This window comes from Dickeya undicola, assembly GCF_000784735.1.
Classification (GTDB): domain Bacteria; phylum Pseudomonadota; class Gammaproteobacteria; order Enterobacterales; family Enterobacteriaceae; genus Dickeya; species Dickeya undicola.
The window spans coordinates 420,445-447,157 of record NZ_JSYG01000004.1 but is presented as its reverse complement, the minus strand read 5'-3'; the positions used below and the strand labels follow the sequence as shown (position 1 = coordinate 447,157).

Here is a 26,713-nt window from a genome sequence, read left to right as displayed (position 1 = left end):
CTGAGCTGCGGGCATACCATCTTGATGTACTGAGTCTGTCAGAGAAAAAAAGGTTAGTCAAAAATAGCAAAATACCGATGTGCGCAGCATCCACTCCTTCGCCGACGGCTTTGGCCTTAACCCTGACGTCGCCATGCGCGTACTGGATAAAAACCATCCTCACGCCATGATGAAACTAAGCGAACTGTCGCGAGGAACCGGCTATCAATGGCATGGTGTTTGCTTGATGAAGGGAATGTATTGGTCGCGCAGGGGCAGGGCCGTGTCCCATGAGGCCATTAGCCGCAATCATAACTAACAGGAATAGCGATAAAGATGACACAACAGGTTTTCTTCCCGGCCACGGTGTTGCGTGGCGCGGGTGTCAGTCAACAGTTAGGCGGAGTGTGCGCCCGTCTCGGGCGTCGGGTGTTGGTCGCGGGAGGGCACCAGGCCCTGGCGGCGGCGCAGACGTTGATCATTGACCAACTGCGACAGGCTGGGGTGACGCTGACCGCGGTGGAGTGGTCTGGCGAGCAGTGCAGCGTCAGCCAGATTGAACGCTTGTGCGTGCGGGTGCACGAAACAGACAGCGATGTGTTGCTGGCGGTCGGCGGCGGCAAGGCGCTGGACACCGGTAAAGCGGTGGCCTTCCAGTGCGGCATTCCGGTGGTGACGTTGCCGACGATTGCGGCGACCTGCGCTGCGGTGACGCCGTTGTCGGTGCGTTATCACGACGACGGCCATTTCCACGATTTATACCATCTGCCGGTGGCACCGGCGGCGGTGGTTATCGACAGTGCGCTGCTGGCGCGGGCGCCGCTGCGTTGGTTGGCCGCCGGGCTGGGGGATACGCTGGCAAAATGGTATGAGTTCCGCGCTATTGATCGCGGTGGCAACGGCAGCGGTTTTGCCGCGTCGTCGCGTGCCAACAGCGAAATCTGCTTTCGGTTGATCGAACAGTACGGTGAGGATGCTTGTCGCGCCGTAATGGCCGGGCAGCATAACGACGCGCTCGATCAGGTGCTGGACGCTATCTTCCTGTTCGCCGGGCTGACTTCGCTGATGGCCAGCGGCGCGCACGCGGCGGCGGCTCATGCGTTGTACGAAGGGTTTACCGTCTGTGACAAGACTCGCGAATTCGGCCACGGCCTGCTGGTCGGCTTCGGCAATCTGTGCCTGCTGGCGCTGGAGCAGCGCAGCGATGAAGAACTGCTGGCGGCGATTCGGCTGGCTCAGGCTTGTGCGGTGCCGTTGACGCTGGCGGCGATCTGCCCGGATTTGTCGGAGGCGGAGCTGGCGGCGATCGTGCGCGCCTCGGTTGATGCGCCGGATATGGCGGCGATGCCGTTTACTGTGACGGAGCAGCAGGTACACCAGGCGATGCACCGGGTGGAGGCGCTGGCAGCCCGTGTGGCAGGGTAAACTGTGTCACTGGCAGTAAAAAGACCGGGCGGGTAGCCCGGTCTTTGTTTGATACTTGAGGAAGCCCATGTTGTGTTTCAATCAGTCAGGCGACCCTATCAGAGTTTGGTCACATCTGAACGGCTAACTTTACAGTTGGCGGTATTCCATTGATCTTCTTCTTTGTACTTCTTGCTTTCGCCGTTGCCTTTTTCGACGCCGATGTACTCTTCGCAAACCTTCGGTTTGCCTGCTTTATAGTTTTTGATCTTGATGTTTTTAAGGGTTGCCACATCACCGTAGTTGCGGTTGACCCCAGCAATACTACCGATGGTGCCATTGACAATCAGTCCGTCAACGTTCAGGAAACGGGGACCGCCGTTGTTGGTGCAGTCGCCGCATGAACGCCACAACTTCCCGTGCTCACCGGTCAGGGTGAAATTGCCTTTTACCACCGTGGTACTATTTTTAGCGTTCTGCTGCAACACCTTGTCCGGTTTGCCGCCATAACCGCCGTTGGCGTTATGCGCGATCCCGCCGATGATGGTCATGGTTTTGCCGTTATTGGTTGCGGCATCTTCACAGACGTCTTCCCAGATCACGTTTTCGATGGTGCAGTTACCGCTGTCGCAGTGAATGCCGTCTGCACCGCCTTTGGCAGAAATACGCAGGTTTTTCACCGTGGCGTTTTTCAAAATGATCAGCGGTTTTTGTTTATCGCTGTCATTCGGGCAAGAGGTGCCGATGGTTACACCGCCGCAGTCCACCGTGCGGTTTTCGAATGTAGCACCCGGCTTACACTCGGAACTGGCTTTCGCTGCACGCAGCGGGCCAGTGCTCGGCGCGGTAGTCACGGCATTCGATGCAGTCTGGTTTTGCGTATCGCTGACCACATCCACCCAGTACCAGTAATTGACGCCGCTATTGGTATCTGCATCCTGGAAGGTACGGGTTTCCGCATCCAGCACGGCGATACGTTCACGCAGGTCCGGGTTGCTGGTGGTGCCGCGATAAACTTCCTGGCGAGCTACTTTACTTTCATCGGTGGACCAGCCCAGATAATTAACATCGCTTTTCTGGGTCATCATCAGCGTGGTTTGGGCGGCGAATGAGGGGGCCACCAGAGTGAGTGCACACAGAGGTATTACATATTTAAACATACAATCTCCTTGTAAATCCCACAGATATTGACTCTCGTTCAATTGAGAGAAAAAAATAAAAGAGGGGCTTCCTGAAAGTATCGTGTTCACTATAGAACAAAAAAATAAAAGTGCCAGAAAAATAAACCGCTGTTTTGAAAAATAACCTGATGTGAATGTTATTTATTTTACTTTCTGTTTTAAAATGAGATCTTCGTCATCTTTATTTTTGAAAGCTGAGTAATTTATAAAAAATGAATGTGATGAAGATCTTTTTTTCATGGCCGTGTTATTGATTTTTTTTCTATTGCAAGAGCGAAGGTGAATAACTATGTGCCGCCCGGCGCTATGATAATACCGTCATAACGTTTATTCAGTGGTTATTGCAATGTGAATAATTTGTTTATTTTTGAGGGTTTTGCTGGCAGCTAGCGACAAGGGCGTCGTGTGGTGTCGGCCGGGAGCCGAATGGAAGAACCCCTGATGACAAACATGCGGCCATGTCGGAGGCAAAGGACTTAACGCGCCTGCAATGCGAAAAACGACAGATATATTCAGAGGTGTCGCTTTGCTGCTGAATAGGCATCTCCAGGGGTTCATACACATTTTAATAGGGATATCTGTGATGATGATAAATAAAGCCGCTTTTAGTGTGTTGATGACTGTTATGTTATCGGGGTGTGGCGGTAATGAGCCGACCGAACAGGATATTCGGCACGCTGTTGATGAGATGGCGGCTCAAACGAATCAGGAGATTGAAAAAAAAGTCGGTACGCTTTTTAATGACGAAATGGTGCTTAAAGTTAATTCGCTAAAAAAACTGAACTGCATCAAAAGTAAAAATAAAATTTATCAGTGTAATATTGATTTAGATGTGTCATTACCCTTGGCTGGCAATAAAAAAGAGATCGTTAATTTGACCTTCATTCAGGAAGCCGATTCATGGAGGCTGATTAAATAATCTATACCCAAAATAATTCGAGTTGCAGGAAGGCGGCAAGAGAGTGAATCCCGATGAGCTTACACAGGTAAGTGATTCGGGTGAATGACAAATTGGCGTAAGCCGATTTGAACGCTGCTTGCAGCGGCCCCGAAGGGGCGAGGCCCATGAAATGGGCCGAGTAACGCAGCCAACACACCTGCAACTTGAAGTATGACGGGGATAAGTCTTTCCTGATAAGCATCTCCGGCTCATTGCCGGGGATGCCCTGAGATTATCCCAACATCCTTTCCACGCAGCGTTTGAATACCTGCACGCCGGTTTCCAGCGACGATAATTCAAAGTGCATATCCGGATGGTGCAGCCCCGGTTTGAGATTGGTGCCCAGCCCCCAGAAGCCCGCTTTAACCTGGGGTTTCAGTCGTGGGTAGAAGAAGAAGTCCTCTCCGCCTGCGGTGCTTTTGGGGGCGGCCAGACCGGCTTCACCCAGCACATCCCGGATAGCTGCGCTGATAAGCGCCGTCGCATCGTCATGAATATCCGCCGCCGGGATCTCTTTTAGCAGATTGATTTCGACCGTCGCCCCGTAAGCCGCCGCGCTGTACTCAATGGCACGGATCACCTTTGCCTTTAACTCGTCCATCGCGTCATTCTGTGACGAACGCAAGTCCCAGCACACCGTGGCGCTATCAGGAATGGAGTTGGTCACGCCAGCATCACACAGAAAACGGGTGGCTTTGGCGCTCCAGGTCAGGTGTGGTGCCAGCGGGACCGCTTTCACCGCCATGACCGCGTTGGCGGCAGCTTCCAGTGCGTTCACCCCCAGATGCGGTCGTGCGCCGTGCGCCGGTTGGCCGTGAAAACTGACTTCCAGCGTACTGCTGGCGGAATAGTACATCGCCGGTATTGCCTCGCCCAGACGGCACTCTTCTACCGGTCGCAAGTGAAAGCCGAGGATCATGTCCACGTCGTCAATAGCGCCACCTTCCACCAGGGCGATAGCTCCGGTGCCCAGCTCTTCGGCGGGCTGAAACAGGATCTTCAGCCGTCCTTTTTTTACCACACCATCGCGCATTAGCTCTTGAGCCGCGGTCAGTACCACGGAGGCGTGGGCGTCGTGTCCGCAGGTATGGCGGGCACAGAATTCGCCGTCAATGATGTGACCCAATGCATCCATGTCGGCGCGCAACGCCAGCACCGGGCCGGGCACGCCACTATTTAATTCCGCCACGATACCGGTGGTGCCGTTGACGCCGCGGGTGAGGTGGTAGCCTGCGGCGTCCAGTTGCGCAGCCAGATAATCGGCGGTCTTGAACTCCTGAAATCCCAGTTCCGGAATGGTGTGCAGGTAACGATAGTGATCGAGTACGTTGGACATGACGTCCCTCTTGGTGTTCGTCAACAATGATGGTCAGCGTGCAGCAAGAGTTATGCCAGATGAAAATGATGTGCGATGAACGCGATACCGGCTTAGCCGAAACCCAGGGCGATAGGGAACAGGGTCTGGAGCACTTTCGATGTTGTGGATGGGCAGGCTTACCGTGCGTTGCCAGCATGATAACCCCCCTTTCGCCAGAAGGTAACGCCATGCCCTATCAGGATACTTATCTTCACCGAACCGGGGCATGGCCTGCACCTGACAGGTGCCCGTTGGGAGCGGTGGTGATGACGTCAGTGCATGTCAGGGACGATAGCGTCAGCGTTGATGCGCAAACCCTCGGCGTCAAACACCAGACAGTGGGCGGCGTCGAAACCGACGGTAATCGCCTGCCAGGGGCGGAACTGCACGTCGCCGGGCAGCAGGATTTTGACGCCATCGTGACCGTAGCACTGGCCGAACAGGTAGGTGTTGTTGCCCAGCCGTTCCACCACTTCGCACTGAAAGGCCAGCGTGGCCTGATGTGATGGCTGAATGCCAAGATGTTCCGGGCGAATGCCCAGCGTAATGGCGTCGCCGGGCTGTAGCGGCGTAGTCTCAATATCCAGCGTCAGCGTTTTATCCGCCGTCAGCGTTACCGTTAATTGATGCGGCTGCCAGGCGACGACGGTGGCGGGCAGGAAGTTCATTTTGGGCGAACCGATAAAACCGGCGACGAAGCGGTTAATTGGGTTGTAGTACAGCGCCATCGGTGAGCCGGTTTGTTCCACCTTACCGTTGTTCATCACCACGATTTTGTCGGCCAGCGTCATCGCCTCCACCTGGTCGTGGGTGACATACACCATGGTGGTTTTCAGCTCCTGATGCAGCTTGGCGATGTGCAGGCGCATGTCGACCCGCAGTTCGGCGTCAAGGTTGGAAAGTGGTTCATCGAACATAAACACTTTCGGATTGCGCACAATGGCGCGGCCGATGGCGACGCGCTGGCGCTGGCCGCCGGACAGCTGTTTGGGTTTGCGGTCCAGCAAGTGGGACAACTGCAAGGTTTTCGCGACCATCTCGACCTGATGGCGAATCTCTGCCTTCGGCACCTTGTTGACCTTAAGCCCGTAGCCCATGTTTTCCGCCACCGTCATGTGCGGGTAGAGCGCGTAGGACTGAAACACCATCGCCACGCCGCGGTGGGCAGGGGCGACGTCATTCATCACTTCGTTATCAATCAGAATGTCGCCATCGCTAATCTCTTCCAGTCCGGCGATCATCCGCAGCAATGTCGATTTGCCGCAGCCGGAAGGCCCGACAAACACCGCGAATTCACCCGCCTGAATATCCAGATTGATGTTGTGCAGCGTTTCCGTTTTGCCAAAGCGTTTAGTGACATTTTTTAAGCATATGCTGGACATCCGTTTTTCCTCAACGGGTTATCAATACGGTGACCGCAGGGGCGGGCCGGGTAGCGCTGACAAGGTTATGTATTACGTATAACAAATTTTGTGGTAATCCTGACGGCGCTGTTACGTTGAGATGACTATAACCACCTTGTTTTTAGCGCCCTATCGGCATGTTTCATTTCTGCAATTGTGATCACACAATAGTCACTTTCCTGTCGTCATATCCCTATGGTTAGCGTAGCGTATAACATCATCGTTGGTGAAAAAACGGGTGTTGAATGCCCCATAAAATCAGCCACGGTGTTTTTGTTAATGCGAAGTGCCAGGTTTTTTGCTTAAAAATGTTATACCTTCACACGAGGTCGATAATGAAAACCAAAACGCTTACCGCCCTGCTTCTCTCTGCCACCGCTGTCGGCCAACTGGCGGCCTTTTCGGTACATGCCGCGCAGCAGCTGACTGTTTGGGAAGATATCCGGAAATCAGACGGCATCAAAGACGCCATCGGGGATTTTGAAAAACAGTACAACGTCAAAGTGAACCTGCAAGAAATGCCGTATGCCCAGCAACTGGAAAAACTGCGGCTGGACGGCCCGGCGGGCATCGGCCCCGATGTGCTGGTGATCCCTAACGATCAACTGGGCGGTGCGGTGGTGCAGGGGTTGATTGCGCCACTGAAACTTGACCAGGCCGAGCAAGACCGCTTCACCGAAGCGTCGATGGCGGCATTTCGCATGAACAACCAGGTGTACGGCCTGCCAAAAGCGGTGGAAACCCTGGTGCTGATTTACAACAAGGAACTGGTGAGCAAACCGCCAGCCAGCCTGCAAGAGTGGTATGACTTTTCCCGCCAGCAGCAGGCGCAGAATAAGTTCGGGCTGCTGGCGAAGTTCGATCAGATCTACTACAGCTGGGGCGCTATCGGGCCGATGGGCGGGTACATTTTCGGCAAAAATAACAAAGGCAGCCTCAATCCGTTGGATATCGGCCTGAACACGCCAGGCGCGGTGGATGCGGTGACACTGCTGCGTAAGTTTTACGCCGATAAGCTGTTTCCGGCGGGGATCATCGGCGATAACGGGCTGAACGCCATCGATTCGCTATTCACTGAGAAAAAAGCGGCGGCGGTGATCAACGGCCCCTGGGCATTCCAGCCCTATGAAGCCGCTGGTATTCACTACGGTGTGGCACCGTTGCCGCTGCTGCCAGACGGCAAACCGATGAGCTCGTTCCTCGGCGTGAAAGGGTATGTGGTGTCGACCTGGAGTAAGGACAACGCGCTGGCACAACGGTTTATCGAATTCATCAACCAGCCGCGCTACGTGAAGATTCGCTATCAACGCACCGGTGAGATCCCGCCGCAAAAAAGCATGATTGATGATCCGCTGATTAAAAACGACGAGAAAGCCAGCGCGGTTGCCGTCCAGGCCGCCAGAGCCGTGCCGATGCCGGGCATTCCGGAAATGGGCGAGGTTTGGGGGCCAGCCAACGCGGCGCTGGAGCTGAGCATGACCGGCAAACAGGAGCCGAAAGCGGCGCTCGATAACGCCGTGAAGCAAATCAAGATGCAGGTCGAGGCGATGCAGGCCAGCAATCAGTAATAACCGTCATCCGTTAACGCAGTAGGCCACACCGAGCGGGAGGGCTGCCTCCCGCGACTAGTAAGGAGCAGCGTGTGATTATCAGTTCCGGCGAACCCCTGTCCGGGGAAAAACGCACCCGACGCCACGCCTGGGTCGCGGCGTTATGCGCGGTGCTGCCCGGCGGCGGGCAGTTTTATCATCGCCAGTGGGCGAAGGGCATGATTTTTCTGGTGCTGCTCGGCAGCTATCTGGGGGTGTTTCATGACTTTCTGCGTACCGGCCTGTGGGGCGTGTACACCCTGGGGGAAGAGGTGCCGCGCGACAATTCGGTTTTCCTGCTGGCGGAAGGGATCATCAGCCTGCTGATTATCGCCTTTGGTGTGCTGATTTACGCCTTGTCGATCAACGATGCCTGGCGTAATGGCAAACGGCGGGATGATGGGCTGGCGCTGAACAGCGTGCGGCAGCAATACCGGCTGCTGCTGAGTGAGGGCTTTCCTTACCTGATGATTACCCCCGGCTTTATTCTGCTGGTGTTCGTGGTGATCTTCCCGATCCTGTTCGGTTTCGCCATCGCGTTTACCAACTACAACCTGTACCACACACCGCCTGCCAAACTGGTGGAGTGGGTTGGGATGAAGAACTTCGTCAGCATTTTTACCCTCAGCATCTGGCGCTCGACCTTTTTCGACGTGTTGCAGTGGACGGTGGTCTGGACGCTGCTGGCGACCACGTTGCAGTGCACGGTGGGCGTGTTGCTGGCGATTTTGGTTAACCAGAAAGATCTACGCTTGAAGCCGCTGATCCGCACGATTTTCATTCTGCCGTGGGCGGTGCCGGGGTTTGTCACCATTCTGGTGTTCGCCGGTATGTTCAACGACTCATTCGGTGTCATCAATAATGCCATTCTGGCGTCGGTGGGCATCAGCCCGAAAGCCTGGCTGACCGACCCGTTCTGGACCAAAACGGCGTTGATCATGATGCAGACCTGGCTCGGGTTCCCGTTTGTGTTCGCCATGACCACCGGCGTGTTGCAGGCCATTCCTGATGACTTGTACGAGGCGGCCACCATGGACGGTGCCAGCCGCTGGACGCAACTGCGCACCATTACGCTGCCGCTGGTGCTGTACTCCATCGCGCCGATCATCATCACCCAGTACACCTTCAACTTTAACAATTTCAACATCATCTACCTGTTCAACAACGGTGGGCCCGCCGTGGCCGGTTCCAATGCCGGGGGCACCGACATTCTGGTGTCCTGGATTTACAAACTGACGATGTCGTCGTCTCAGTATGCGATTGCCGCCACCATCACCATCCTGCTGTCGATTTTCGTGGTCGGGCTGGCGTTGTGGCAATTCCGGGCGACCCGGTCATTCAAGAACGATGAGATGGCGTAAGGGGAACGTGATGGCAACGTCTCACAAGAGTAAACAAAGCAGCATCAAACGCGAGAAAGCCATTCGGCTGGCACTGTCCTGGCTGGTGATTATCGCAGTGTCGGTGGTGATCATTTACCCGCTGGTGTGGACGGTCGGGGCGTCGCTCAATGCGGGCAACAGCCTGCTGAGCACCTCGATTATTCCGGAAAATCCGTCCTTTCAGCATTACGAGGAGCTGTTTAACGGCCAGGTCAATTACCTGACCTGGTACTGGAACTCGATGAAAATCAGCTTCCTGACCATGATCCTGACGTTGCTAAGCGTCAGTTTCACCGCCTACGCGTTTTCGCGCTTCCGTTTCAAAGGGCGGCAAAACGGGCTGATGCTGTTTTTGCTGTTGCAGATGATCCCGCAGTTCTCCGCGCTGATTGCCATTTTTGTGCTGTCGCAGTTGCTGGGGTTGATCAACAGCCATCTGGCGCTGGTGCTGATTTATGTCGCGGGCATGATCCCGATGAACACCTATTTGATGAAAGGCTATCTGGACGCCATTCCCCGTGAGCTTGACGAGTCGGCGCGCATGGACGGGGCGGGTAACTTCCGCATTTTCATCGAGATCATTATTCCCTTGTCCAAGCCAATCATCGCCGTGGTGGCGCTGTTTTCCTTCACCGGTCCGCTGGGGGATTTCATCCTGTCCAGCACCATTCTGCGCACCCCGGACAAATACACCCTGCCCATCGGCCTGTACAACCTGGTGGCGCAGAAAATGGGGGCCAGTTACACCACCTACGCCGCTGGCGCGGTGCTGATTGCCGTGCCGGTCGCGCTGCTTTACCTGATGCTGCAAAAATATTTTGTCTCCGGCCTTACCTCAGGCAGTACCAAAGGATAATCGCGATGAAAAAGATGATACCCGCATTACTGGCTGTTTCCCTGTCGCTGGGCGCGATGCCGCTCATGGCGGCGGAATCTGTTGTTATTAAACCGCTGCGCAATGTCCCGGCCGATTTTATCAAGGGCGCGGATATCTCCACGTTGCTGGAAGTGGAGCGTCAGGGCGGTGTGTTTTACGACGAAAACCACGTGCGCGTCGACCCGGTAGCGCTGCTGAAAAAAAATGGCGTTAACTACATCCGGTTGCGGTTGTGGGTAGACCCAAAAGACAGCACCGGGCACCCCTACGGCGGTGGCGATAACGATCTGGCGACCACCCTGGCACTGGCTAAACGCGCCAAAGCGCAAGGCATGAAGCTGCTGCTGGATTTCCACTACAGCGACTTCTGGACCGACCCCGGCAAGCAGTTCAAGCCGAAAGCCTGGGCCAACCTGTCTTACGATCAACTGAAAGTCGCCGTTCATGACTATACCCGCGACACCATCGCCCGTTTCAAGAAGGAAGGGGTGTTGCCGGATATGGTGCAGATTGGCAATGAGGCCAACGGTGGCATCCTGTGGCCGGAAGGTAAAAGCTGGGGGCAGGGCGGCGGCGAATTCGACCGGTTGGCCGGTTTGCTGAACGCTGCCATCGCCGGTTTGCGCGAAAATCTCAGCTCGCCGGGGCAGGTCAAAATCATGCTTCATCTGGCGGAAGGCACCAAGAACGACACCTTCCGCTGGTGGTTTGATGAAATCACCAAACGTGGCGTGCCGTTCGATGTGATCGGCCTGTCGATGTACACCTACTGGAACGGCCCGATCAGCGCATTAAAAGCCAACATGGACGACATCAGCCAGCGCTACAACAAGGACGTCATCGTGGTTGAGGCTGCCTACGGTTACACCCTGGCTAACTGCGATAACGCCGAAAACAGTTTTGGTGAAAAGGAAGCGACGGCGGGCGGTTACCCGGCCACCGTACAAGGGCAGGCCGATTTCATCCGCGACCTGATGCAAAGCGTGATTGACGTACCGAAAAAGCACGGTAAAGGCGTGTTCTATTGGGAGCCGACCTGGATAACCCCGCCGGGAAATACCTGGGCCACCGAAGCCGGTATGAATTACATCAACGACCACTGGAAATTGGGCAACGCCCGTGAAAATCAGGCGTTATTTAATTGTCAGGGGGAGGTACTGCCTTCGATAAAAGTCTTTAAATAAATACCCGTCATACTTCAAGTTGCAGATGCGTTGGTTCTATTGAAGCTCGAATTATTTTGGGTATACACCCGGCATATTTCACGTGCAGGCGCGTTGGTGGCCCCGGCTTATTGTTGGGGGTGATGTGGTTGCCGCCTGCCTGCATCGTGAAATAAAGGGAATACACCGTCTGCCTATTCAGTCTTAAGGATGTTTTATGAAACGATTCCCGCCTTTGAATCCGAAGGTCGAAGGGTTATTACATGGCGCTGATTATAATCCGGAGCAATGGGAGAATTACCCCGGCATTATTGACGACGATATCGCCATGATGAAACAGGTAAAATGCAATGTCATGTCGGTCGGTATTTTTAGCTGGTCCAAACTGGAACCGCAGGAAGGCGTGTACCGGTTCGACTGGCTGGATGAGGTTCTCGATAAATTATACCGGCAGGGCATTTCGGTGTTTCTGGCGACCCCCAGCGGCGCACGCCCAGCCTGGATGTCGCAACGTTACCCGGAAGTACTGCGTGTAGGGCGTGATCGGGTGTCGGCGCTGCACGGTGGTCGTCACAATCACTGCCTGTCATCGCCGGTGTATCGGGATAAGGTCCAAAAAATCAATACGTTGCTGGCAGAACGCTACGGGCATCACCCGGCGGTGATCGGCTGGCATATTTCCAATGAATACAGCGGCGAGTGCCATTGCGAGCGCTGTCAGCAGGCGTTTCGCACCTGGCTACAGGCACGTTACCAAACGCTGGATAACCTCAATCACGCCTGGTGGAGCGATTTCTGGAGCCATACCTACAGCGACTGGTCGCAGATTGAATCGCCCGCGCCGCAGGGCGAAGTGTCCATTCACGGGCTGAACCTTGACTGGCGGCGCTTTAACACCGCACAGGCGACCGATTTCTGCGCGCAGGAAATCGCCCCGTTGAAGCGGGTGAACCCGGCTATTCCGGCGACCACCAACTTCATGGAGTACTTTTACGATTACGACTACTGGCAGTTGTCGCGCGTGCTGGACTTCATCTCCTGGGACAGCTACCCGATGTGGCACCGGGACAAGGACGACGTTACGCTGGCCTGTTATATCGCCCTGTTTCACGATCTGATGCGTTCGCTCAAGCAGGGCAAACCCTTTGTACTGATGGAATCGACCCCCAGCGTGACCAACTGGCAGCCGCTCAGCAAGCTCAAGAAGCCGGGGATGCATATTCTCTCCTCGCTACAGGCGGTGGCCCACGGCGCGGATGCGGTGCAGTACTTCCAGTGGCGTAAAAGCCGCGGTTCGGTGGAGAAATTCCACGGTGCGGTGGTGGATCATGTCGGCCATGTTGATACCCGCGTTGGCCGCGAAGTGGCGCAACTCGGCCAGATCTTGTCGCAGCTGGATGCGGTGGCGGGCAGCCGGGTCGAGGCGCAGGTGGCTATCCTGTTTGACTGGGAAAGCCGCTGGGCGATGGATGATGCGCAGGGGCCGCGCAATGCCGGGCTGGAGTACGAAAAAACGGTGGCGGAACACTACCGCCCGTTCTGGGAGCAGGGGATCGCCGTCGATGTCATCAACGCCGACTGCGATTTCAGCGGCTACCGGCTGTTGATTGCGCCGATGCTGTACATGGTGCGGCCAGGGTTTGCCGAGCGCGTCGAGCAGTTTGTGCGGCAGGGTGGGCACGTGGTGGTGACCTACTGGAGCGGCATCGTTAACGAAAGCGACCTGTGTTATCAGGGCGGATTCCCCGGCCCGCTGCGCCCGCTGTTGGGTATCTGGTCAGAAGAGATCGACTGTCTGGCCGATGGCGAATATAACCGGGTGTTGGGGCTGGCGGACAACGATATCGGGCTGAAGGGACCGTATCAGGCGCGCCACCTGTGCGAGTTGATCCACCTTGAAAGTGCCACAGCGCTCGCCAGTTATTGTGATGATTTCTATGCCGGAAGACCGGCGGTGACGGTCAATTGCGTCGGTGCAGGGAAAGCCTGGTACGTGGCCTCGCGTAACTGTCTGCCGTTCCAGCGCGATTTCTTCGCCAACATTATCCGTGAGCTGGCGTTGCCTCGGGCGTTGGATATCCCGCTGCCACCGGCGGTGACGGCCCACCGGCGTACCAACGGTGACGACGAGTTTATCTTCATCGAAAACTACAGCGCATTACCGCAGCCCATCCAGTTGCCCTCCGGGTATAGCGATATGCTGACTGGGTTGCCGCTGGTGGATGTGGTCCTTTCCGCCTGGGATTGCCGGGTGATTCGTCGCCGTCTGGTCTGACGGCGTTCAGCCTGCGCCCATCGCCGTTACCGGCATGGGCGCTTTCTTCTGGGCGATGACCCACCGTGCGGATGGGCGTCGCCGTATACCGAACGATACCTTCACAGGAGTATGCTCATGGTCAGTCTGCATTCTGTTATGCGTTATTTTTCGCACCCGAAACCGACGGCGGAATTAAGCGACGACGATAAACAGCAGATTCAGCGTCTGCTGCGGTTATTTGGTGGGCGGGATAATATCGAGCAGGTCGATGCCTGTATTACCCGGCTGCGGGTGACGGTAAAAAACCTGAGTTTGGTTGATTCACAAGGATTACAGCAAGAAGGCGCGCTGGGCGTCATTATTCTTGGTCAACAGGTTCATGCCATATTCGGTAAGCAGTCGGATACATTGCGTAAATTACTGGAGGAACATTTCTCCCGGCCGGAATAACACACTGTAAATAAAAAGAGGATAACCCGGCTGGTTATCCTCAAAACATAGCGCTAAATGTTCAGATAACAATGATGAAAAAACTACCGGAGAAGGGAATATTCCGGGTGCTGGTTACCACCAGGCTTCCACCTGTACGCCAACGTTCCAGGTGTTATTGGCGGTGCCATCTTTAAACGGTTTGCCGTCCTGGCTGTCGTTCAGATAAGAGGTGTAGAGGCGCAATTCCGGACGCGACATAAATGCCGGGCCTGCCGCCAGTGCCAGCGCCAGGGTGTATTTCTCACCGCTTTGTTTAAACGAGGTGCCGTTTTTGAAGTTATCTTTCTGGGTGAAGGCACCCACTTCGCCAATGCCACGCACATAATCGGTAAACTGGTATTGCAGGCGTCCTACCAGTGACAACAGCCGGGTGGTGTCGGTCGCTTCGTTGATGTGGTCAGCCGAACCCCAGGTCAACACATGGTTGAACGATAACCGGTCGGTGAGCGGGATCAGGCCGGTGTTGATGGCGCGATAACCGGTGGCGCTGTTAACCTGGTTCCACATGTCGTACCAACCGCCGCCCTGCGACACCATGTTTTGTGCCAGCCCTTTGTTGGCGTACTGCAACACCACTTTATTGTAACCACCCAGCATATCCTGACTGATTTCGCCGGTCAGCATGACGCCGTTGTCCGCGTCGTACAGGCCACCGAAGTCTTTCTGTTTTTTGGTGGTGTTCGGCATAGCGTAGTCGATGCCGAACTCTGTCCAGGCACCTTTCCAGGGTTTCAGCCCGGCGTAGCGGATGTCGGCATAGTTGATATTGACGTTGCTATTACCGTTGATGCGGTCATCAACCGCGTTGGCATCGCCGCGGATCCAGGCGACCGACAGCGCACCAGGGCCGAGCGTATAGTTCTCGATCCCAGCACCAGAACCAGAGATATTCCAGTATTTTGTATCGATAATGTGCAGATCGTGACGCTGATAGTAGCGTTTACCGCCCCAGATCACGGCGTTAGGATCACCGGGGACCAGCCCTTTGATTTGCAGGTTCAACTGACGCAGGCCAAATTGGGCGTCATCACCGATGGTGGTTTCGTTATCGTTGGAGCCATCCGACACCATGCTGACCATGCTGTCGACGTAGAAACTGACATCGTTCTTTTTGTACACCTCCGAGCCCAGTTCGACTTCGCCGTAGGTATCGTTTTCGTTACCCAGACGGCCTACTTTGTTTTTTTGCCATTGTGACATGCCGCCATCATTGGACACCCCCACGCCAGCGCGCAGATAGCCGTGAAAATCAATGGGGACGGTGGTGGCTTCGGCTGCCAGCAATGCTGGAGCCGTCAGTATGGCGGTGAGTGCGGTAGTGAGAGTAAGGAGTTTGGTGTTCATGGCGGCCTCTTGTTGTTATGTACTACGTTCACAATTCGTGTCTAATAAAATGCCTTGCCGTAATTTCGAGCAACGCATTCGTTGTTTTATTGTGATTTAATGCAAATAAATCATTTTGTTTTGTAATGATTGGTGATGCGTGTCACGAGTTTTTGATATGTGAACGTAATACTTTCGTGTAATTTGCGCTGTGTGGGGTTCGGAACCTGTTTTTTTCGCCGGGCCTGCTGTTACAATCCCGGTAAAACCATGATGGGAAACCTGACCATGAAGTCGAAAAGCGCTACGTTAGAAGATGTTGCCCGCCATGCGGGCGTCTCTTATCAGACGGTATCGCGGGTATTGAATAAATCTGCGAATGTCTCCGAGTCCACGCGCCGCAAGGTAGAACAGTCCATCGAACTGCTGCGCTATGTTCCTAATCGGCTGGCCCAGCAACTGGTAGGCAAACAGAGCATGACGGTGGGGTTGGTGACGACATCGCTGGCATTGCACGCGCCGTCACAAGTTGCGGCAGCGGTGAAAAGATATGCGAATGTGGAAGGCTATCAGGTGCTGATCTCCATGATTGATGAGAACGTCAATCACAGCATTCAGGATTCCATCAATGAACTCAAGTCACAGCGGGTTGATAAGGTTATCATTAACGTGCCGCTGGAGACGGAAGAAGCAGAGCACATCGCCGCCGACAATGACGATATTCTCTGCTTGTTTCTGGACGTTGACCCCTACAGTTCGGTGTTCAACGTGTCGTTTAATCCGGCGGACGGCACGCGCGCCAGCGTGAAGTATCTGTATGAACTGGGGCACCGCGATTTTGCTTTACTGGCGGGACCGGCTGGCTCGGTTTCAGCACGCTTGCGGCTGAAAAACTGGCTGGAAACCCTGGAGGGATACGGCCTGACGCCGACAACGGTGATTCACGGCAACTGGGATGCGCAAAGCGGTTACGCTGGCGCATTGCAGATGTTGCGGGAAACGCCGCAATTCAGCGCGGTACTGGTCGCTAACGATCAAATGGCGCTCGGGGTATTGAGTGCTTTTCACCAGAATCAACTCACCATCCCCGGTCAGAAATCGGTAATTGGCTACGACGGCACCTATGAAAGTTCGTTCTTCCATCCGGCGCTGACGACTGTCTCGCTGGACCTCGACCTGCAAGGCAAAGAGGCGGTACACCGTTTGCTGAACGCCAACGACAGCGACATGCAGCGATCGTCGTCCATCCTGCCTGCCCGGCTGGTAATCCGTAATTCCACCGGTCCCCGCCTTGATGAACAGCGTGATTTACAGCAAATCGCCGAAGAACTGCGCTTGATTGCGCATCGGTTGAGCCAGTAGCCGGTGCCAGCTGTCCTGCTGTCAGGACAGCTGGAGGTGTTCAAAGTTGCAGCTATTAACGGCGATATGGGCGATGTCTGGAATCAGGCCCACATTTCGATCAGAGCGATACATAACGGCATAGCGCACCAGCGGCGGGGCGGGCTTCAGTTTTACAATGCCGAGTTTCCCTTGGGTAATTAAGTGACGCAGTGCATGGGCAGGGAGGTAGGTGATACCCAATCCGGCAATTGCCAGGCCAATTTGGGCAATGAGATTGCTGCAAACAATCGTTTTATTTAATACCACATTGCGGCTGGCAAAGTAGCGTTCATAAATCAGCCCTGTGCCAGATTGTGTTCCCTGTGTTAAAAAGGAATAGTCTGCGATGTCAGTCAGACTCAGTTCTTTATGTGGTGGTATGAGATTTGGGGAACACATCCAGGCATTCTCCACGCTTTTTAATGGTGTGGTGATAAGCCGGGCGTCGTTGTAAATATCCGGAATGACAATAATATCCAGTTGGTCATTCGTCAGTTGATTGAATAGATTAAAACTGACATCAATTGTCGGATGAATGAGAACTTTAGGATAGTCCGCGCGAATATTCTCAATTAGCCCTGGTAGCCAGGTCATGGCGGTTAATTCCGTAACGCCGAGTCTTAGGTTGCTAAATAAGATTTTCTTATCGCTTATTCGTTCCAGCATGGCATCACGGCGTGCGACGATATCCTGACAATAATCCAGCAACTCCCGGCCTTTATGTGTCAGACGGGCATTTCTGCTTTTACGATCAAATATCTCGATATCAAATACCGCTTCAATCTCATGGATGCGCTTGGAAATAGCGGATTGCGACATGTTGAGTTTACTGGCTGCCGCTTCAAAACTGCCCATGTTGACAATCCAAATCAAGGCATCCATCTGCTTAAATGTGATCATTCTCGTTCTTTTTTCATGAAAAAAAGTGATGGTGTTTCATGTTAAAATATCGCTAAAAATGGTGAAAGTCTACGATTACTATCGGGGTGAGTCAGGCTGACTCGATGACGATTAATGCTTTTTAACCATTTGATATTAGAGATATTTATGGCTAATCCTGGCAGCATTGTTAACCCAGCTATCTCCCCGATGAATGCTGAGGAACGCGACGCGTTCGCGCATGTGGTGACCCCCCATCTTAGCGATAATATGTCGCGTAATATTGGCGTGAAAGGACTCCAGCGGATAAATAAAAACGGCAAACTGATCGGTACAGCGTTAACGGTAAAAGTACGTGGTGGCGACAATTTGCTGGTCTATAAAGCCATGACCATGATTCAACCGGGACATGTTCTGGTGATTGATGCTCAAGGTGATGAAAATAATGCCGTCATTGGCGAGTTAATCAAGCTGGATTGTGTTCGTCGCGGCTGCGTCGGGTTTGTTGTCGATGGTGCCATTCGTGATGTTGCCAGCTTTGAAAATACCCCGTGTTACGCCAGAAGCATCACGCATAAAGGCCCCTTTAAAAATGGTCCGGGTGAAATTAATACGCCGATTTGTGTTGGCGGGCAGGTCATTTCACCGGGCGATATTCTTGTCGGCGACGAAGATGGCGTGGTGTGTTTTGCCCATGAATATAAAGAGTCACTGCTATCGTTAGCGGCCGGTCATGCAGAAAAAGAAGAACAGGTTAAACGGCAAATCGCAGCGGGTGATGCTTCCTGGTATACCGCGCTATTACAGGAAAAAGGGTATTTGTAATGATGACTGACTCGACATTGCTTTCTTATCGTTTAAAACGTATTAAACCATCCCCCAGTATTGCTGCCAACGAATTGGTGGGGAAATTACGTAGTGAAGGGAAAGACATCATCAATTTTACGATTGGTGAGCCGGACTTCGATACGCCACAACATATTATCGAGGCCGCGGTTAACGCGATGAGACAAGGCGAAACGCATTATACGCCAGCAAGCGGCACCGTGGCGCTGAGAAAGGCCATTGCGCAGAAGCTGCAACGCGATAATCACCTGACGTATGGGTTGGATGAGATCGTGTGTGGCAGTGGTGGTAAACACATTATTTTCCACGCGTTTGCTGCGACGCTGAATGCGCAGGATGAAGTCATCATTCATGCCCCTTACTGGGTTTCCTATCCTGATTTAGCCGTACTGAATGACGCCTTTCCCGTTGTGATTGAAGGGGATAGTGTCAATCAGTTCAAACTGACGCCTGAAGCGCTGAGTAAAGCGATTACGCCATCAACCAAATGGGTGGTGCTTAATTACCCGAATAACCCCAGTGGTGCGGTGTATTCAGCGGATGAATTACGTGAGCTGGCCGCGGTGCTGCGTCAGCATCCACATGTGCTCATTATGCTGGATGAAATCTATGAACACTTTGTTTATGGCGAGCATCAGCATATCTCCATGGCTGCTGTGGCACCTGACCTGCGTGAACGCATACTCATCGTCAACGGTGCCTCTAAAGGCTATGCCATGACAGGGTGGCGTCTTGGGTTCGGTGCTGGACCGGCGTGGCTGATTGCTGCTATGGCTAAACTGTTGTCGCAGACAACGACCTGCCCTGCGTCGGTCAGCCAGGCGGCGGCGGTTGCTGCTTTTGCTGGTGATCAGCAACCGGTGAAAGCCATGCTGGAGATCTATAAAGCACGGCGTGACGTGATTGTTTCTGCGTTAAGTGAGATACCCGGAATTCGTTTTGCACCACCAGCCGGGGCGTTTTATTTGTATGTGGATGTCAGCGGGTTACTGGGTAAAGTCACGGCGTCGGGAAAAGTACTTGGAAGCGATGACGATGTTGTCGAATACCTGTTAACCGACGGCGGTGTTGCGACGGTTGGTGGCCGGGCTTACGGTATGTCTCCCTTTTTACGTATTTCCTTTGCCAGTTCGTTGGATGCCATTAATGAAGGATGCCGACGCATCCGCGCTGCTATCGATAAACTGAACGCATCACCGATGTGTTAAATAATCTCTGTCGTAGAAAGATGATGCCAGGTCATTCCCTGGCATGAGTTGATGACCGGGGAAATTAATAAAAATAAAAGTAAACACACAATACAACCAATCTAGTTAGGGGAAACCTATGCCAAGAATATCCTTGTTATGGCAAATCATTATCGGGCTCTGTCTCGGTATCGGTATTGGGTTGGTTTTGAACCAACATCAAGAATACAGCCATTGGATTATTGAGCAGATATTGCAGCCTGCTGGCGATATCTTTATCAAGTTAATGAAGATGATCGTTATTCCTATTGTATTTTCCTGCCTTATCGTTGGTATTGCCGGGCACGGTGATAGCAAGTCTATGGGGCGTCTTGGTGCCAAAACGATCGCCTATTTTCTCAGTGTGACAACGGTCGCTATTCTGTGCGGGCTGGTGGTGGGGAATGTCGTCAAGCCAGGTGAAGGCGTAGATATGTCATCAATGGTGAAAACGTCGATATCCGTTGCTGGTTCGGCAGCGCATGGTCATGGGCTGGGACAGGTTATTCTTGGCATTATCCCCGACAATATTATTTCTGCTATGGCGAACGGTAATCTCTTGCCGGTGATTTTCTTTGCCGTGATGTTCAGCCTGGGGTTGAGCTCGGTGGAAAAATCGAAGAAAGAGGCCATTGTAACCACCTTTTCAGGTATTGCTGATGCGATGTTCCGCGTCACTAACATGATTATGGCGTATTCACCGATCGGCATTTTTGGCATGATGGGGGTCACGGTATCGACATTTGGCGCTGCCTCGTTGCTGCCGTTGATTAAGCTAATTGTGACGACCTATATTACTGCGCTGTTATTTGTCCTGGTCATTTTTGGCATTATCGCCCGAGTTGCCGGTATCAATATTTTCTCGCTGATAAAATTTATTCGTAGCGAATTGGTTTTGGCTTTTTCAAGCGCCAGCTCTGCCTCGGTATTGCCGCAAGTGATGCAAAAGGTAGAGCGTTTTGGTGCGGATAAATCGATTACCAGTTTTGTCGTTCCTACGGGATATTCGTTTAATCTGGACGGTGCCTCGTTATTTTTGGGGATCGGGACGTTATTTATCGCTCAGATTTATAACATTCATCTCTCGTTATCGGATCAATTGGTACTGGTTGCAACGATGGTAATCACGTCGAAAGGTGCGGCGGGTGTACCGGGATTTATGTTTGTCATTTTATCCGCAACGTTATCCAGCGTTGGTATCCCCCTGGAAGGGATCGCGTTTATCGCCGGGGTTTATCGATTAATGGACATGCCCAATACCGCACTCAATGTATTAGGTAATGCATTGGCACCCTTGGTGATTGCGAAATGGGAAAGTAAGTTCGATGTACAACGGCATCAGCAGGCTCTGAGCCGTGGGCAATGATCCTGCCGATTACCACGCCATACCACAAATACTTCAAGTTGCAGGACAACCCCCCGCGACTTGAAGTATGACGGGTATAAAAGAGCAATAAAGGAGCTTTCGGTCATGTCTCAGCTTTCTTATGTTAACAATCACGATGCTAATGCATGGAAAACCTACCTGGCGCAAATTGACAGGGTGGCACCTTATCTGGGTGACCTCTCGCACTGGGTTGATACGTTACGCCACCCCAAGCGTGCGCTGATCGTTGATATCCCGTTGGTGATGGATGACGGCACGATTCGGCATTTTGAAGGTTTCCGCGTACAGCACAACCTGTCGCGAGGGCCGGGTAAAGGTGGCATTCGTTACCATCCGAATGTGGATTTGAACGAGGTCATGGCGCTGTCGGCCTGGATGACGATCAAAGCGGCGGCACTGAACTTGCCGTTCGGCGGTGCGAAAGGCGGTATTCGGGTTGACCCTGCAACACTGTCGGAAAGCGAATTGGAGCGTTTAACCCGGCGTTACACCAGCGAAATCAGCCTGATTATTGGGCCGCAGCAGGATATTCCCGCGCCTGACGTCGGCACGAATGCCAAAGTGATGGCCTGGGTTATGGATACCTATTCCATGAATGTAGGGGCTACCGTCACCGGCGTTGTAACCGGCAAACCAGTACATCTTGGCGGCTCATTAGGGCGTGTAAAAGCGACCGGCCGCGGCGTGTTTGTGACTGGCAGGGAAGTCGCCAGAAAGCTGAATATTGATGTAGCCCGCTCCCGCGTTGCGGTGCAGGGGTTCGGCAATGTTGGCAGTGAAGCGGCTGTGTTATTTGCCGAAGCTGGCGCACGGGTGGTGTGTGTACAGGATCATTCCGGTACGTTGTATAACGGCAATGGTATGGATCTCGGCGCGTTAGCGGACTGGGTGAAAACACATAAAGCTGTCGTCGGTTTTCCGGGGGCGGAGCCACTGGCTGATGAGTTATTTTGGGATGTGGAGGCCGAGATTATCGTCCCGGCCGCCCTGGAAGGGCAAATTACTGCCGCACGGGCGCAGCGACTCAAGTGTAAATTGGTGCTTGAGGGGGCGAATGGGCCAACGTATCCCGATGCGGATGATATTCTGGCACAACGTGGTGTGACGGTAGTACCGGATGTCATTTGCAATGCCGGTGGCGTTACTGTCAGCTATTTTGAATGGGTGCAGGATATCGCCAGTTATTTCTGGACCGAAGAGGAAATCAATGCACGAATGGATAAAATTATCGGCGACGCTATCCATGCCGTTTGGGATAAATCCACAGAAAAACAGTGCACGCTCAGAACGGCTGCTTATATTGTCGCCTGTGAGCGTATTTTAACCGCGCGGAAAGAAAGGGGCATTTACCCAGGGTAAACAGCAGGGGTTATGCTCTGAAGATTTAGGGCAAGGCCCAGGGATGGGCCGAGTAAGAGCGACTTATCTTTATGATAAATCACCACTAAGAATAGTATTAAAGTCGCAGCAGTTTTGTGCCAGCATGATAATCGATGAGATTAACTCGCTGCGAACGTCTGATTTATATATGGCCACGTAAGTGACAGGGGGAAGCGTCGGCGTCACGTCCAGTTCTACCAGCATTCCCATATCAACCAATCTTTGAAGGCAGTTTTTAGGGAAATAACTGATCCCTAACCCTGATATCGTCAAAGCCAGTAATGCGACGATACTATTACTTACCAGTTTATGCTCCGGGTTGAAACCGACCATTTTAAACCAACGATGATAGATTAATCCCGGCCCTGATTTATCCATTAATAATTTATGTTCCCCTAATTCGTGCAGACGAAGGGCACCGTCAGCATCATTAAACAAACCCGGCTTGCACATCCACACATTATCGACTTTTCCTACCGGCTGGGACACCAACTGCGGCTCTGAAAATGCATCAGGCACAATCATTAAATCAATATGGTCGGTCAGTAATTTTTCTCGAAGATTGATACTCATATCGACGTCAGGCTCAAGAGTGACCCGAGGGTAGTGGCTTTGTATCAGCCTAACTAAACGCGGTAGCCAGGTCATCGCTGTTAATTCGGTTACACCAATTCGAATTGAACGTTCAATAATATCAGGAGAGCTGATTTGTTCTAATGCTGAGGCGCGCATATCCAGAATACGTTTCGCCAGGATTAACATTTCCTCGCCTTTCTCTGTTAATCGGGAAGCGCGTTGGTTTCGGTCAAATAACGGAATGCCTAATATATTTTCCAGTTCTTGTATTCTTTTTGAAATTGCTGACTGTGTTGTGTGCAATTTTAGTGCGGCAGGTTGGAAACCACCTAACTGCGCGACCCAATAAAGTGCTTCAAGTTGTTTGAATGTCATGTTTGCACCAGTATGAATGGTTTTAGGTTTATTAAATCTCTTTTTGGAATTAAACACAATAACATTAAGTCGTTTTTTTTATTTTTTAACTGTGAGTAGGATACTATTCAGACAGGGTGATTAAGCATGATAAATGTAAAAATTAGGGGGTTTTATGCGTCGTTTAGTGGCATCGTTAATTGCAGTTGGATCTATTTTTACTGCCATGCAAGCCTCGGCCGATCAGCTTGCGGATATAAAAGCAAAAGGCGTGCTGGTTTGCGGTACATTGGGGACGACAGAACCATTCAGTTTTACTAATCCTGAAACCCGGCAATTAGAAGGGTATGACGTAGACTTTTGTAAGTCCATCGCTGACGGCCTGGGCGTTAAGCTGGAATTAAAACAAATTTCCGTTCCAGCCCGTATTCCTGAATTGATTCAGGGGCGAGTGGATATTCTGGCTGCCGCATTAGGCTGGACACCAGAGCGCGCCCAGCAGATAGCCTATAGCGATCAATATTATCTCAGCCTGACTAAAATTGCCGCACGCCATAACGACGGCTTCAAGGATATTTATGCGTTATCAGGGAAACGCATTAGTGCGCCTAAAGGGTCTACTTCAGAAATGGCGGTTAAAAAAGTCCTGCCGGGTTCACCGACCATGACCTTTCAGGACCCCCCCGCCGCTTTCCTGGCGCTCCAGCAGAGCAAGGTTGATGGCATCGCGCTTGGCGAGCTGATGTTGGTGAAGTATAAAAATCAGCTTACGGGCAAAGATAGCATCGATATTCTGGAGCCGGAAATTATGGTCGAACATTGGGGGCTGGGAATACGTAAGGATGAACCGGCATTTCTGGGCAAGGTGAATGAAATCCTCGGGAATATGGAAAAATCAGGTGAGGCGGCCAACATTTTTGATAAATGGGTTGGTCCTAATACCGCGTATAAGTTGCAGCGCAACTTTACTATAAAACCAATTAAGGAATAAAGCTGGTTGATTGTGCCCTACCAAAAAATAACAGCATTATCTTATAACATAAAGTATTCGGGTTGCAGGGGAAATACGCTGCGTTTAGAACACCGCACCTGCAACCTGACGTATGACGGGTATAAATAGCACACCTAATTAAAGGTTAGAACTATGTCGCTGGATTTCTCTGTCCTGCTAACGGGTGATTATCCATCAAGAATATTTAATGGGTTTATTACCATGATGGGGCTGTCATTGTCTTCCTGGGTTCTGGCAATGGTGCTCGGTGCGGTATTAGCCATTATCAGGATGAGTAATCAAAAGCTGTTTCATCCTGTTGTGGCTGTCTATGTGGAATATCACCAAAATGTTCCCATGCTGGTCCAGCTATTTATCTGGTATTTCGGTATTCCAGCATTGCTCCCGATGGATATACAGCGCTGGATTAACGAACATCATGGCGAGTTTTTATGTGCCTTTATCTCTATTGGGCTAACCATGTCGGCTTATATGTCGGAGGATTTACGGGGCGGCATCCGTTCTATTCCTTATTCACAATACGAAACCTCACGGGCGCTTGGCCTGAGCTACCTCAAAACGGCGCGTCTGGTGGTGGTTCCTCAGGCATTACGAATTGCCTTGCCCGCGCTGGTGAACCATTCCGTTTTGTTGTTTAAAAATAGTAGCCTGGCAATGGCAATTGGACTTGCTGAATTAACTTATGCTACCCGAGAAATTGAAAGTGAATCATTCCATACGGTAGAGGTTTATTTACTGGCAACATTCATTTATCTCGCGGTTTCACTGCTTATTATGTACATGGGCAGTGTGCTTGAACAACGTTATCGTATTAAATCGAGGTAATGATGGGTGACATGATGCATATCTTACGCGATAACGGACTATTGCTGTTAATCGGGCAATATCCACAAGGTCCACTGGGCGGAATTGTAGTGACATTAATATTGTCTGCGCTGGGGATCTTATTGGCCCTCCCGCTGGGAATTTTACTGGCAGTGGCGCGCATCAGCCCTTTTCCCTGGTTGAACCGCCCGGCGACCTGCATCGTGTATCTGGTGCGCGGCGTGCCATTACTGATGTTTATTTTCTGGGTATATTTTTTCGCACCTGCGTTGATTGGTCATGCTATTAGTGGTTTTTCGACCATGTTGATCACGCTGGTGATTTATGAAGGTGCCTATATTTCAGAGATTGTCCGCGCCGGGATTCAGGGGTTGCCCAAAGGCCAGATGGAGGCATCGCGTGCGGTAGGGTTAAGCTATATTCAGTCGCTGAAAAAGGTCATGTTACCGCAAGCATTGTATAACATGATACCTGCGTTAATAGGGCAATGTGTGTCCGTGATTAAAGATACGTCTTTGGCCTATATTATTAGTGTTAACGAGTTAACCTATGCGGCTAATCAGATTAATAATGCCTTGCTCACGAAATCCTTTCAGGTATTTTTCCTGTTGGCGATTATCTATTTCATCCTCGGCTATTTGCTGACCCAATTTTCACGCTATATCGAACGTCGAATTTCTTATAAGCGAGCAGGTGTTGCCTGAGCGGTTATTCATCTTAAGGTGTGCTTATGTCAACGATAAAACATAATTCTCCCCCAATGATTACCTTTGTGGGGGTGAACAAGTGGTACGGTGCTTATCATGCTCTCAATAGTATTACGGCAGAAATTAAGCTGGGAGAGGTGGTGGTCGTTTGTGGGCCATCAGGATCAGGAAAGTCCACCTTGATTCGAACCGTCAATCGGCTGGAGGAAATTCAGGGCGGCATCATCAACTTTGATGGAAAAGATATACATTCCGCCAACCTGAATATTAATGACTACCGGTGTAATGTCGGGTTTGTCTTCCAGAGTTTCAATCTTTTCCCGCACCTTTCCGTGGCCGATAACATTATGCTGGCACCGGTTAATGTGAGAAAGCAAAGCCGTCCGCAAGCGCGTGCCAGAGCACTGGAGTTGCTTGAACGGGTTGGCCTGGCGGATAAGGCCGATGCATATCCAGGGCAGCTATCCGGAGGCCAGCAACAGCGTGTTGCCATTGCGCGGGCATTAGCGATGGACCCACCGGTAATGCTGTTTGACGAACCGACCAGTGCGTTGGACCCGGAAATGGTCGGTGAGGTGCTTCAGGTCATGAAAAATTTGGCCCGTGACGGTATGACGATGATGTGCGTGACACATGAGATGAATTTTGCTCGCGAAGTGGCGGATACCATTTGGTTTATGGATAAAGGCACACTCATCGAAACGGGTAATCCAGACGATTTTTTTACACACCCGCAAAGCGAACGGGCGCAGAAATTCTTGTCTGAATTACGCGCTCACTGATGTTACTGG

General features: G+C 52.2%; 23 protein-coding genes. 17 read left to right on the top strand and 6 right to left on the bottom strand.

Features of this window, described 5'->3' with window-relative positions; translation table 11 throughout:
• Nucleotides 1–315 precede the first annotated feature (315 nt).
• Nucleotides 316–1,404 (top strand): iron-containing alcohol dehydrogenase family protein, encoded by a 1,089-nt coding sequence (locus OB87_RS02810; RefSeq protein WP_033567887.1) that lies wholly within the window; start codon nt 316–318, stop codon nt 1,402–1,404.
• 98 nt (nt 1,405–1,502) lie between these two features.
• Here the strand turns inward: OB87_RS02810 and pelI are convergent, their stop codons facing one another.
• Nucleotides 1,503–2,543 carry a pectate lyase PelI gene (gene pelI / locus OB87_RS02805; protein WP_033567886.1) on the bottom strand — a complete coding sequence of 347 codons (1,041 nt, stop codon included), beginning with the start codon at nt 2,541–2,543 and terminating at the stop codon, nt 1,503–1,505.
• Between the two features lie 604 nt (nt 2,544–3,147).
• On the opposite strand from pelI, the gene OB87_RS02800 reads away from it, so the two are divergent.
• Complete coding sequence (locus OB87_RS02800) at nt 3,148–3,483, top strand: hypothetical protein (RefSeq protein WP_033567885.1); 336 nt, start codon at nt 3,148–3,150, stop codon at nt 3,481–3,483.
• Nucleotides 3,484–3,736: 253 nt separating this feature from the next.
• Here OB87_RS02800 and OB87_RS02790 read toward each other — a convergent pair whose 3' ends face one another.
• Together OB87_RS02790 and OB87_RS02785 are read right to left on the bottom strand one after the other, a co-directional pair.
• A complete protein-coding gene (locus OB87_RS02790) occupies nt 3,737–4,840 on the bottom strand; it encodes a M20 peptidase aminoacylase family protein (protein WP_033567883.1) in 1,104 nt (367 codons plus the stop codon).
• A 293-nt stretch (nt 4,841–5,133) separates the two neighbouring features.
• Entirely contained in the window at nt 5,134–6,243 is a 1,110-nt protein-coding gene (locus tag OB87_RS02785; protein WP_033567882.1) for an ABC transporter ATP-binding protein, read from the bottom strand.
• 356 nt (nt 6,244–6,599) lie between these two features.
• Between OB87_RS02785 and OB87_RS02780 the strand changes: the two genes are divergently transcribed.
• From OB87_RS02780 to OB87_RS02755, 6 genes are all read left to right on the top strand, one after another.
• Complete coding sequence (locus tag OB87_RS02780; protein ID WP_033567881.1) at nt 6,600–7,832, top strand: extracellular solute-binding protein; 1,233 nt, start codon at nt 6,600–6,602, stop codon at nt 7,830–7,832.
• A gap of 74 nt (nt 7,833–7,906) precedes the next feature.
• Nucleotides 7,907–9,214: a carbohydrate ABC transporter permease gene (locus OB87_RS02775; RefSeq protein ID WP_033567880.1), complete on the top strand. Its 1,308-nt coding sequence runs from the start codon at nt 7,907–7,909 to the stop codon at nt 9,212–9,214.
• Nucleotides 9,215–9,224: 10 nt separating this feature from the next.
• The gene (locus tag OB87_RS02770) at nt 9,225–10,091 is read left to right on the top strand and encodes a sugar ABC transporter permease (protein WP_033567879.1); all 867 of its coding nucleotides are present in this window, start codon (nt 9,225–9,227) and stop codon (nt 10,089–10,091) included.
• Nucleotides 10,092–10,096: 5 nt separating this feature from the next.
• Nucleotides 10,097–11,296: a glycoside hydrolase family 53 protein gene (locus OB87_RS02765; RefSeq protein WP_033567878.1), complete on the top strand. Its 1,200-nt coding sequence runs from the start codon at nt 10,097–10,099 to the stop codon at nt 11,294–11,296.
• Between the two features lie 196 nt (nt 11,297–11,492).
• Nucleotides 11,493–13,550 (top strand): beta-galactosidase, encoded by a 2,058-nt coding sequence (locus OB87_RS02760; RefSeq protein WP_033567877.1) that lies wholly within the window; start codon nt 11,493–11,495, stop codon nt 13,548–13,550.
• Between the two features lie 117 nt (nt 13,551–13,667).
• Nucleotides 13,668–13,982, top strand: coding sequence for a PTS transporter subunit EIIB (locus OB87_RS02755; protein WP_033567876.1), 315 nt, complete (start codon nt 13,668–13,670; stop codon nt 13,980–13,982).
• A gap of 114 nt (nt 13,983–14,096) precedes the next feature.
• Here the strand turns inward: OB87_RS02755 and OB87_RS02750 are convergent, their stop codons facing one another.
• Complete coding sequence (locus OB87_RS02750) at nt 14,097–15,368, bottom strand: maltoporin (protein WP_033567875.1); 1,272 nt, start codon at nt 15,366–15,368, stop codon at nt 14,097–14,099.
• Nucleotides 15,369–15,635: 267 nt separating this feature from the next.
• Here OB87_RS02750 and OB87_RS02745 point away from each other — a divergent pair, with 267 nt between their 5' ends.
• Nucleotides 15,636–16,709 (top strand): LacI family DNA-binding transcriptional regulator, encoded by a 1,074-nt coding sequence (locus tag OB87_RS02745; RefSeq protein WP_033567988.1) that lies wholly within the window; start codon nt 15,636–15,638, stop codon nt 16,707–16,709.
• A 21-nt stretch (nt 16,710–16,730) separates the two neighbouring features.
• On the opposite strand, the gene OB87_RS02740 is transcribed toward OB87_RS02745, so the two are convergent.
• Entirely contained in the window at nt 16,731–17,630 is a 900-nt protein-coding gene (locus tag OB87_RS02740; RefSeq protein ID WP_033567874.1) for a LysR family transcriptional regulator, read from the bottom strand.
• A 147-nt stretch (nt 17,631–17,777) separates the two neighbouring features.
• On the opposite strand from OB87_RS02740, the gene OB87_RS02735 reads away from it, so the two are divergent.
• The 4 genes from OB87_RS02735 (at nt 17,778) to OB87_RS02720 (ending at nt 22,427) form a co-directional block, all read left to right on the top strand.
• Nucleotides 17,778–18,434: an RraA family protein gene (locus OB87_RS02735; protein WP_033567987.1), complete on the top strand. Its 657-nt coding sequence runs from the start codon at nt 17,778–17,780 to the stop codon at nt 18,432–18,434.
• Complete coding sequence (locus OB87_RS02730) at nt 18,434–19,663, top strand: aminotransferase class I/II-fold pyridoxal phosphate-dependent enzyme (RefSeq protein WP_235425222.1); 1,230 nt, start codon at nt 18,434–18,436, stop codon at nt 19,661–19,663. Before OB87_RS02735 ends, OB87_RS02730 begins: the two co-directional genes overlap by 1 nt.
• Before the next feature lie 118 nt (nt 19,664–19,781).
• Nucleotides 19,782–21,047 (top strand): cation:dicarboxylate symporter family transporter, encoded by a 1,266-nt coding sequence (locus OB87_RS02725; RefSeq protein WP_200884261.1) that lies wholly within the window; start codon nt 19,782–19,784, stop codon nt 21,045–21,047.
• 105 nt (nt 21,048–21,152) lie between these two features.
• Nucleotides 21,153–22,427 (top strand): Glu/Leu/Phe/Val family dehydrogenase, encoded by a 1,275-nt coding sequence (locus OB87_RS02720; protein WP_033567873.1) that lies wholly within the window; start codon nt 21,153–21,155, stop codon nt 22,425–22,427.
• 69 nt (nt 22,428–22,496) lie between these two features.
• Here OB87_RS02720 and OB87_RS02715 read toward each other — a convergent pair whose 3' ends face one another.
• On the bottom strand, nt 22,497–23,399 hold the full coding sequence (locus OB87_RS02715; protein WP_033567872.1) for a LysR family transcriptional regulator: 903 nt from the start codon (nt 23,397–23,399) through the stop codon (nt 22,497–22,499).
• Nucleotides 23,400–23,553: 154 nt separating this feature from the next.
• On the opposite strand from OB87_RS02715, the gene OB87_RS02710 reads away from it, so the two are divergent.
• From OB87_RS02710 to OB87_RS02695, 4 genes are all read left to right on the top strand, one after another.
• Nucleotides 23,554–24,369, top strand: coding sequence for an ABC transporter substrate-binding protein (locus OB87_RS02710; protein ID WP_033567871.1), 816 nt, complete (start codon nt 23,554–23,556; stop codon nt 24,367–24,369).
• Between the two features lie 153 nt (nt 24,370–24,522).
• Nucleotides 24,523–25,215: an amino acid ABC transporter permease gene (locus tag OB87_RS02705; protein ID WP_033567870.1), complete on the top strand. Its 693-nt coding sequence runs from the start codon at nt 24,523–24,525 to the stop codon at nt 25,213–25,215.
• A 2-nt stretch (nt 25,216–25,217) separates the two neighbouring features.
• Nucleotides 25,218–25,919 carry an amino acid ABC transporter permease gene (locus tag OB87_RS02700; RefSeq protein WP_033567984.1) on the top strand — a complete coding sequence of 234 codons (702 nt, stop codon included), beginning with the start codon at nt 25,218–25,220 and terminating at the stop codon, nt 25,917–25,919.
• Nucleotides 25,920–25,975: 56 nt separating this feature from the next.
• Nucleotides 25,976–26,704, top strand: a complete 729-nt coding sequence (locus OB87_RS02695) for an amino acid ABC transporter ATP-binding protein (protein WP_033567869.1) — start codon at nt 25,976–25,978, stop codon at nt 26,702–26,704.
• The last annotated feature ends 9 nt before the right edge of the window (nt 26,705–26,713 follow it).

What these genes read in the sequence shown, in the direction of transcription:
- OB87_RS02770 (WP_033567879.1), top strand. Translation starts at nt 9,225, where the DNA reads ATGGCAACGTCTCACAAGAGTAAACAAAGCAGCATCAAACGCGAGAAA.
- OB87_RS02695 (WP_033567869.1), top strand. Translation starts at nt 25,976, where the DNA reads ATGATTACCTTTGTGGGGGTGAACAAGTGGTACGGTGCTTATCATGCT.
- OB87_RS02785 (WP_033567882.1), bottom strand. Translation starts at nt 6,243, where the DNA reads ATGTCCAGCATATGCTTAAAAAATGTCACTAAACGCTTTGGCAAAACG.
- OB87_RS02750 (WP_033567875.1), bottom strand. Translation starts at nt 15,368, where the DNA reads ATGAACACCAAACTCCTTACTCTCACTACCGCACTCACCGCCATACTG.
- OB87_RS02730 (WP_235425222.1), top strand. Translation starts at nt 18,434, where the DNA reads ATGATGACTGACTCGACATTGCTTTCTTATCGTTTAAAACGTATTAAA.
- OB87_RS02780 (WP_033567881.1), top strand. Translation starts at nt 6,600, where the DNA reads ATGAAAACCAAAACGCTTACCGCCCTGCTTCTCTCTGCCACCGCTGTC.
- OB87_RS02725 (WP_200884261.1), top strand. Translation starts at nt 19,782, where the DNA reads ATGCCAAGAATATCCTTGTTATGGCAAATCATTATCGGGCTCTGTCTC.
- OB87_RS02760 (WP_033567877.1), top strand. Translation starts at nt 11,493, where the DNA reads ATGAAACGATTCCCGCCTTTGAATCCGAAGGTCGAAGGGTTATTACAT.
- OB87_RS02800 (WP_033567885.1), top strand. Translation starts at nt 3,148, where the DNA reads ATGATGATAAATAAAGCCGCTTTTAGTGTGTTGATGACTGTTATGTTA.
- pelI (WP_033567886.1), bottom strand. Translation starts at nt 2,543, where the DNA reads ATGTTTAAATATGTAATACCTCTGTGTGCACTCACTCTGGTGGCCCCC.
- OB87_RS02740 (WP_033567874.1), bottom strand. Translation starts at nt 17,630, where the DNA reads ATGATCACATTTAAGCAGATGGATGCCTTGATTTGGATTGTCAACATG.
- OB87_RS02700 (WP_033567984.1), top strand. Translation starts at nt 25,218, where the DNA reads ATGGGTGACATGATGCATATCTTACGCGATAACGGACTATTGCTGTTA.
- OB87_RS02715 (WP_033567872.1), bottom strand. Translation starts at nt 23,399, where the DNA reads ATGACATTCAAACAACTTGAAGCACTTTATTGGGTCGCGCAGTTAGGT.
- OB87_RS02710 (WP_033567871.1), top strand. Translation starts at nt 23,554, where the DNA reads ATGCGTCGTTTAGTGGCATCGTTAATTGCAGTTGGATCTATTTTTACT.
- OB87_RS02745 (WP_033567988.1), top strand. Translation starts at nt 15,636, where the DNA reads ATGAAGTCGAAAAGCGCTACGTTAGAAGATGTTGCCCGCCATGCGGGC.
- OB87_RS02720 (WP_033567873.1), top strand. Translation starts at nt 21,153, where the DNA reads ATGTCTCAGCTTTCTTATGTTAACAATCACGATGCTAATGCATGGAAA.
- OB87_RS02755 (WP_033567876.1), top strand. Translation starts at nt 13,668, where the DNA reads ATGGTCAGTCTGCATTCTGTTATGCGTTATTTTTCGCACCCGAAACCG.
- OB87_RS02765 (WP_033567878.1), top strand. Translation starts at nt 10,097, where the DNA reads ATGAAAAAGATGATACCCGCATTACTGGCTGTTTCCCTGTCGCTGGGC.
- OB87_RS02735 (WP_033567987.1), top strand. Translation starts at nt 17,778, where the DNA reads ATGGCTAATCCTGGCAGCATTGTTAACCCAGCTATCTCCCCGATGAAT.
- OB87_RS02790 (WP_033567883.1), bottom strand. Translation starts at nt 4,840, where the DNA reads ATGTCCAACGTACTCGATCACTATCGTTACCTGCACACCATTCCGGAA.
- OB87_RS02705 (WP_033567870.1), top strand. Translation starts at nt 24,523, where the DNA reads ATGTCGCTGGATTTCTCTGTCCTGCTAACGGGTGATTATCCATCAAGA.
- OB87_RS02810 (WP_033567887.1), top strand. Translation starts at nt 316, where the DNA reads ATGACACAACAGGTTTTCTTCCCGGCCACGGTGTTGCGTGGCGCGGGT.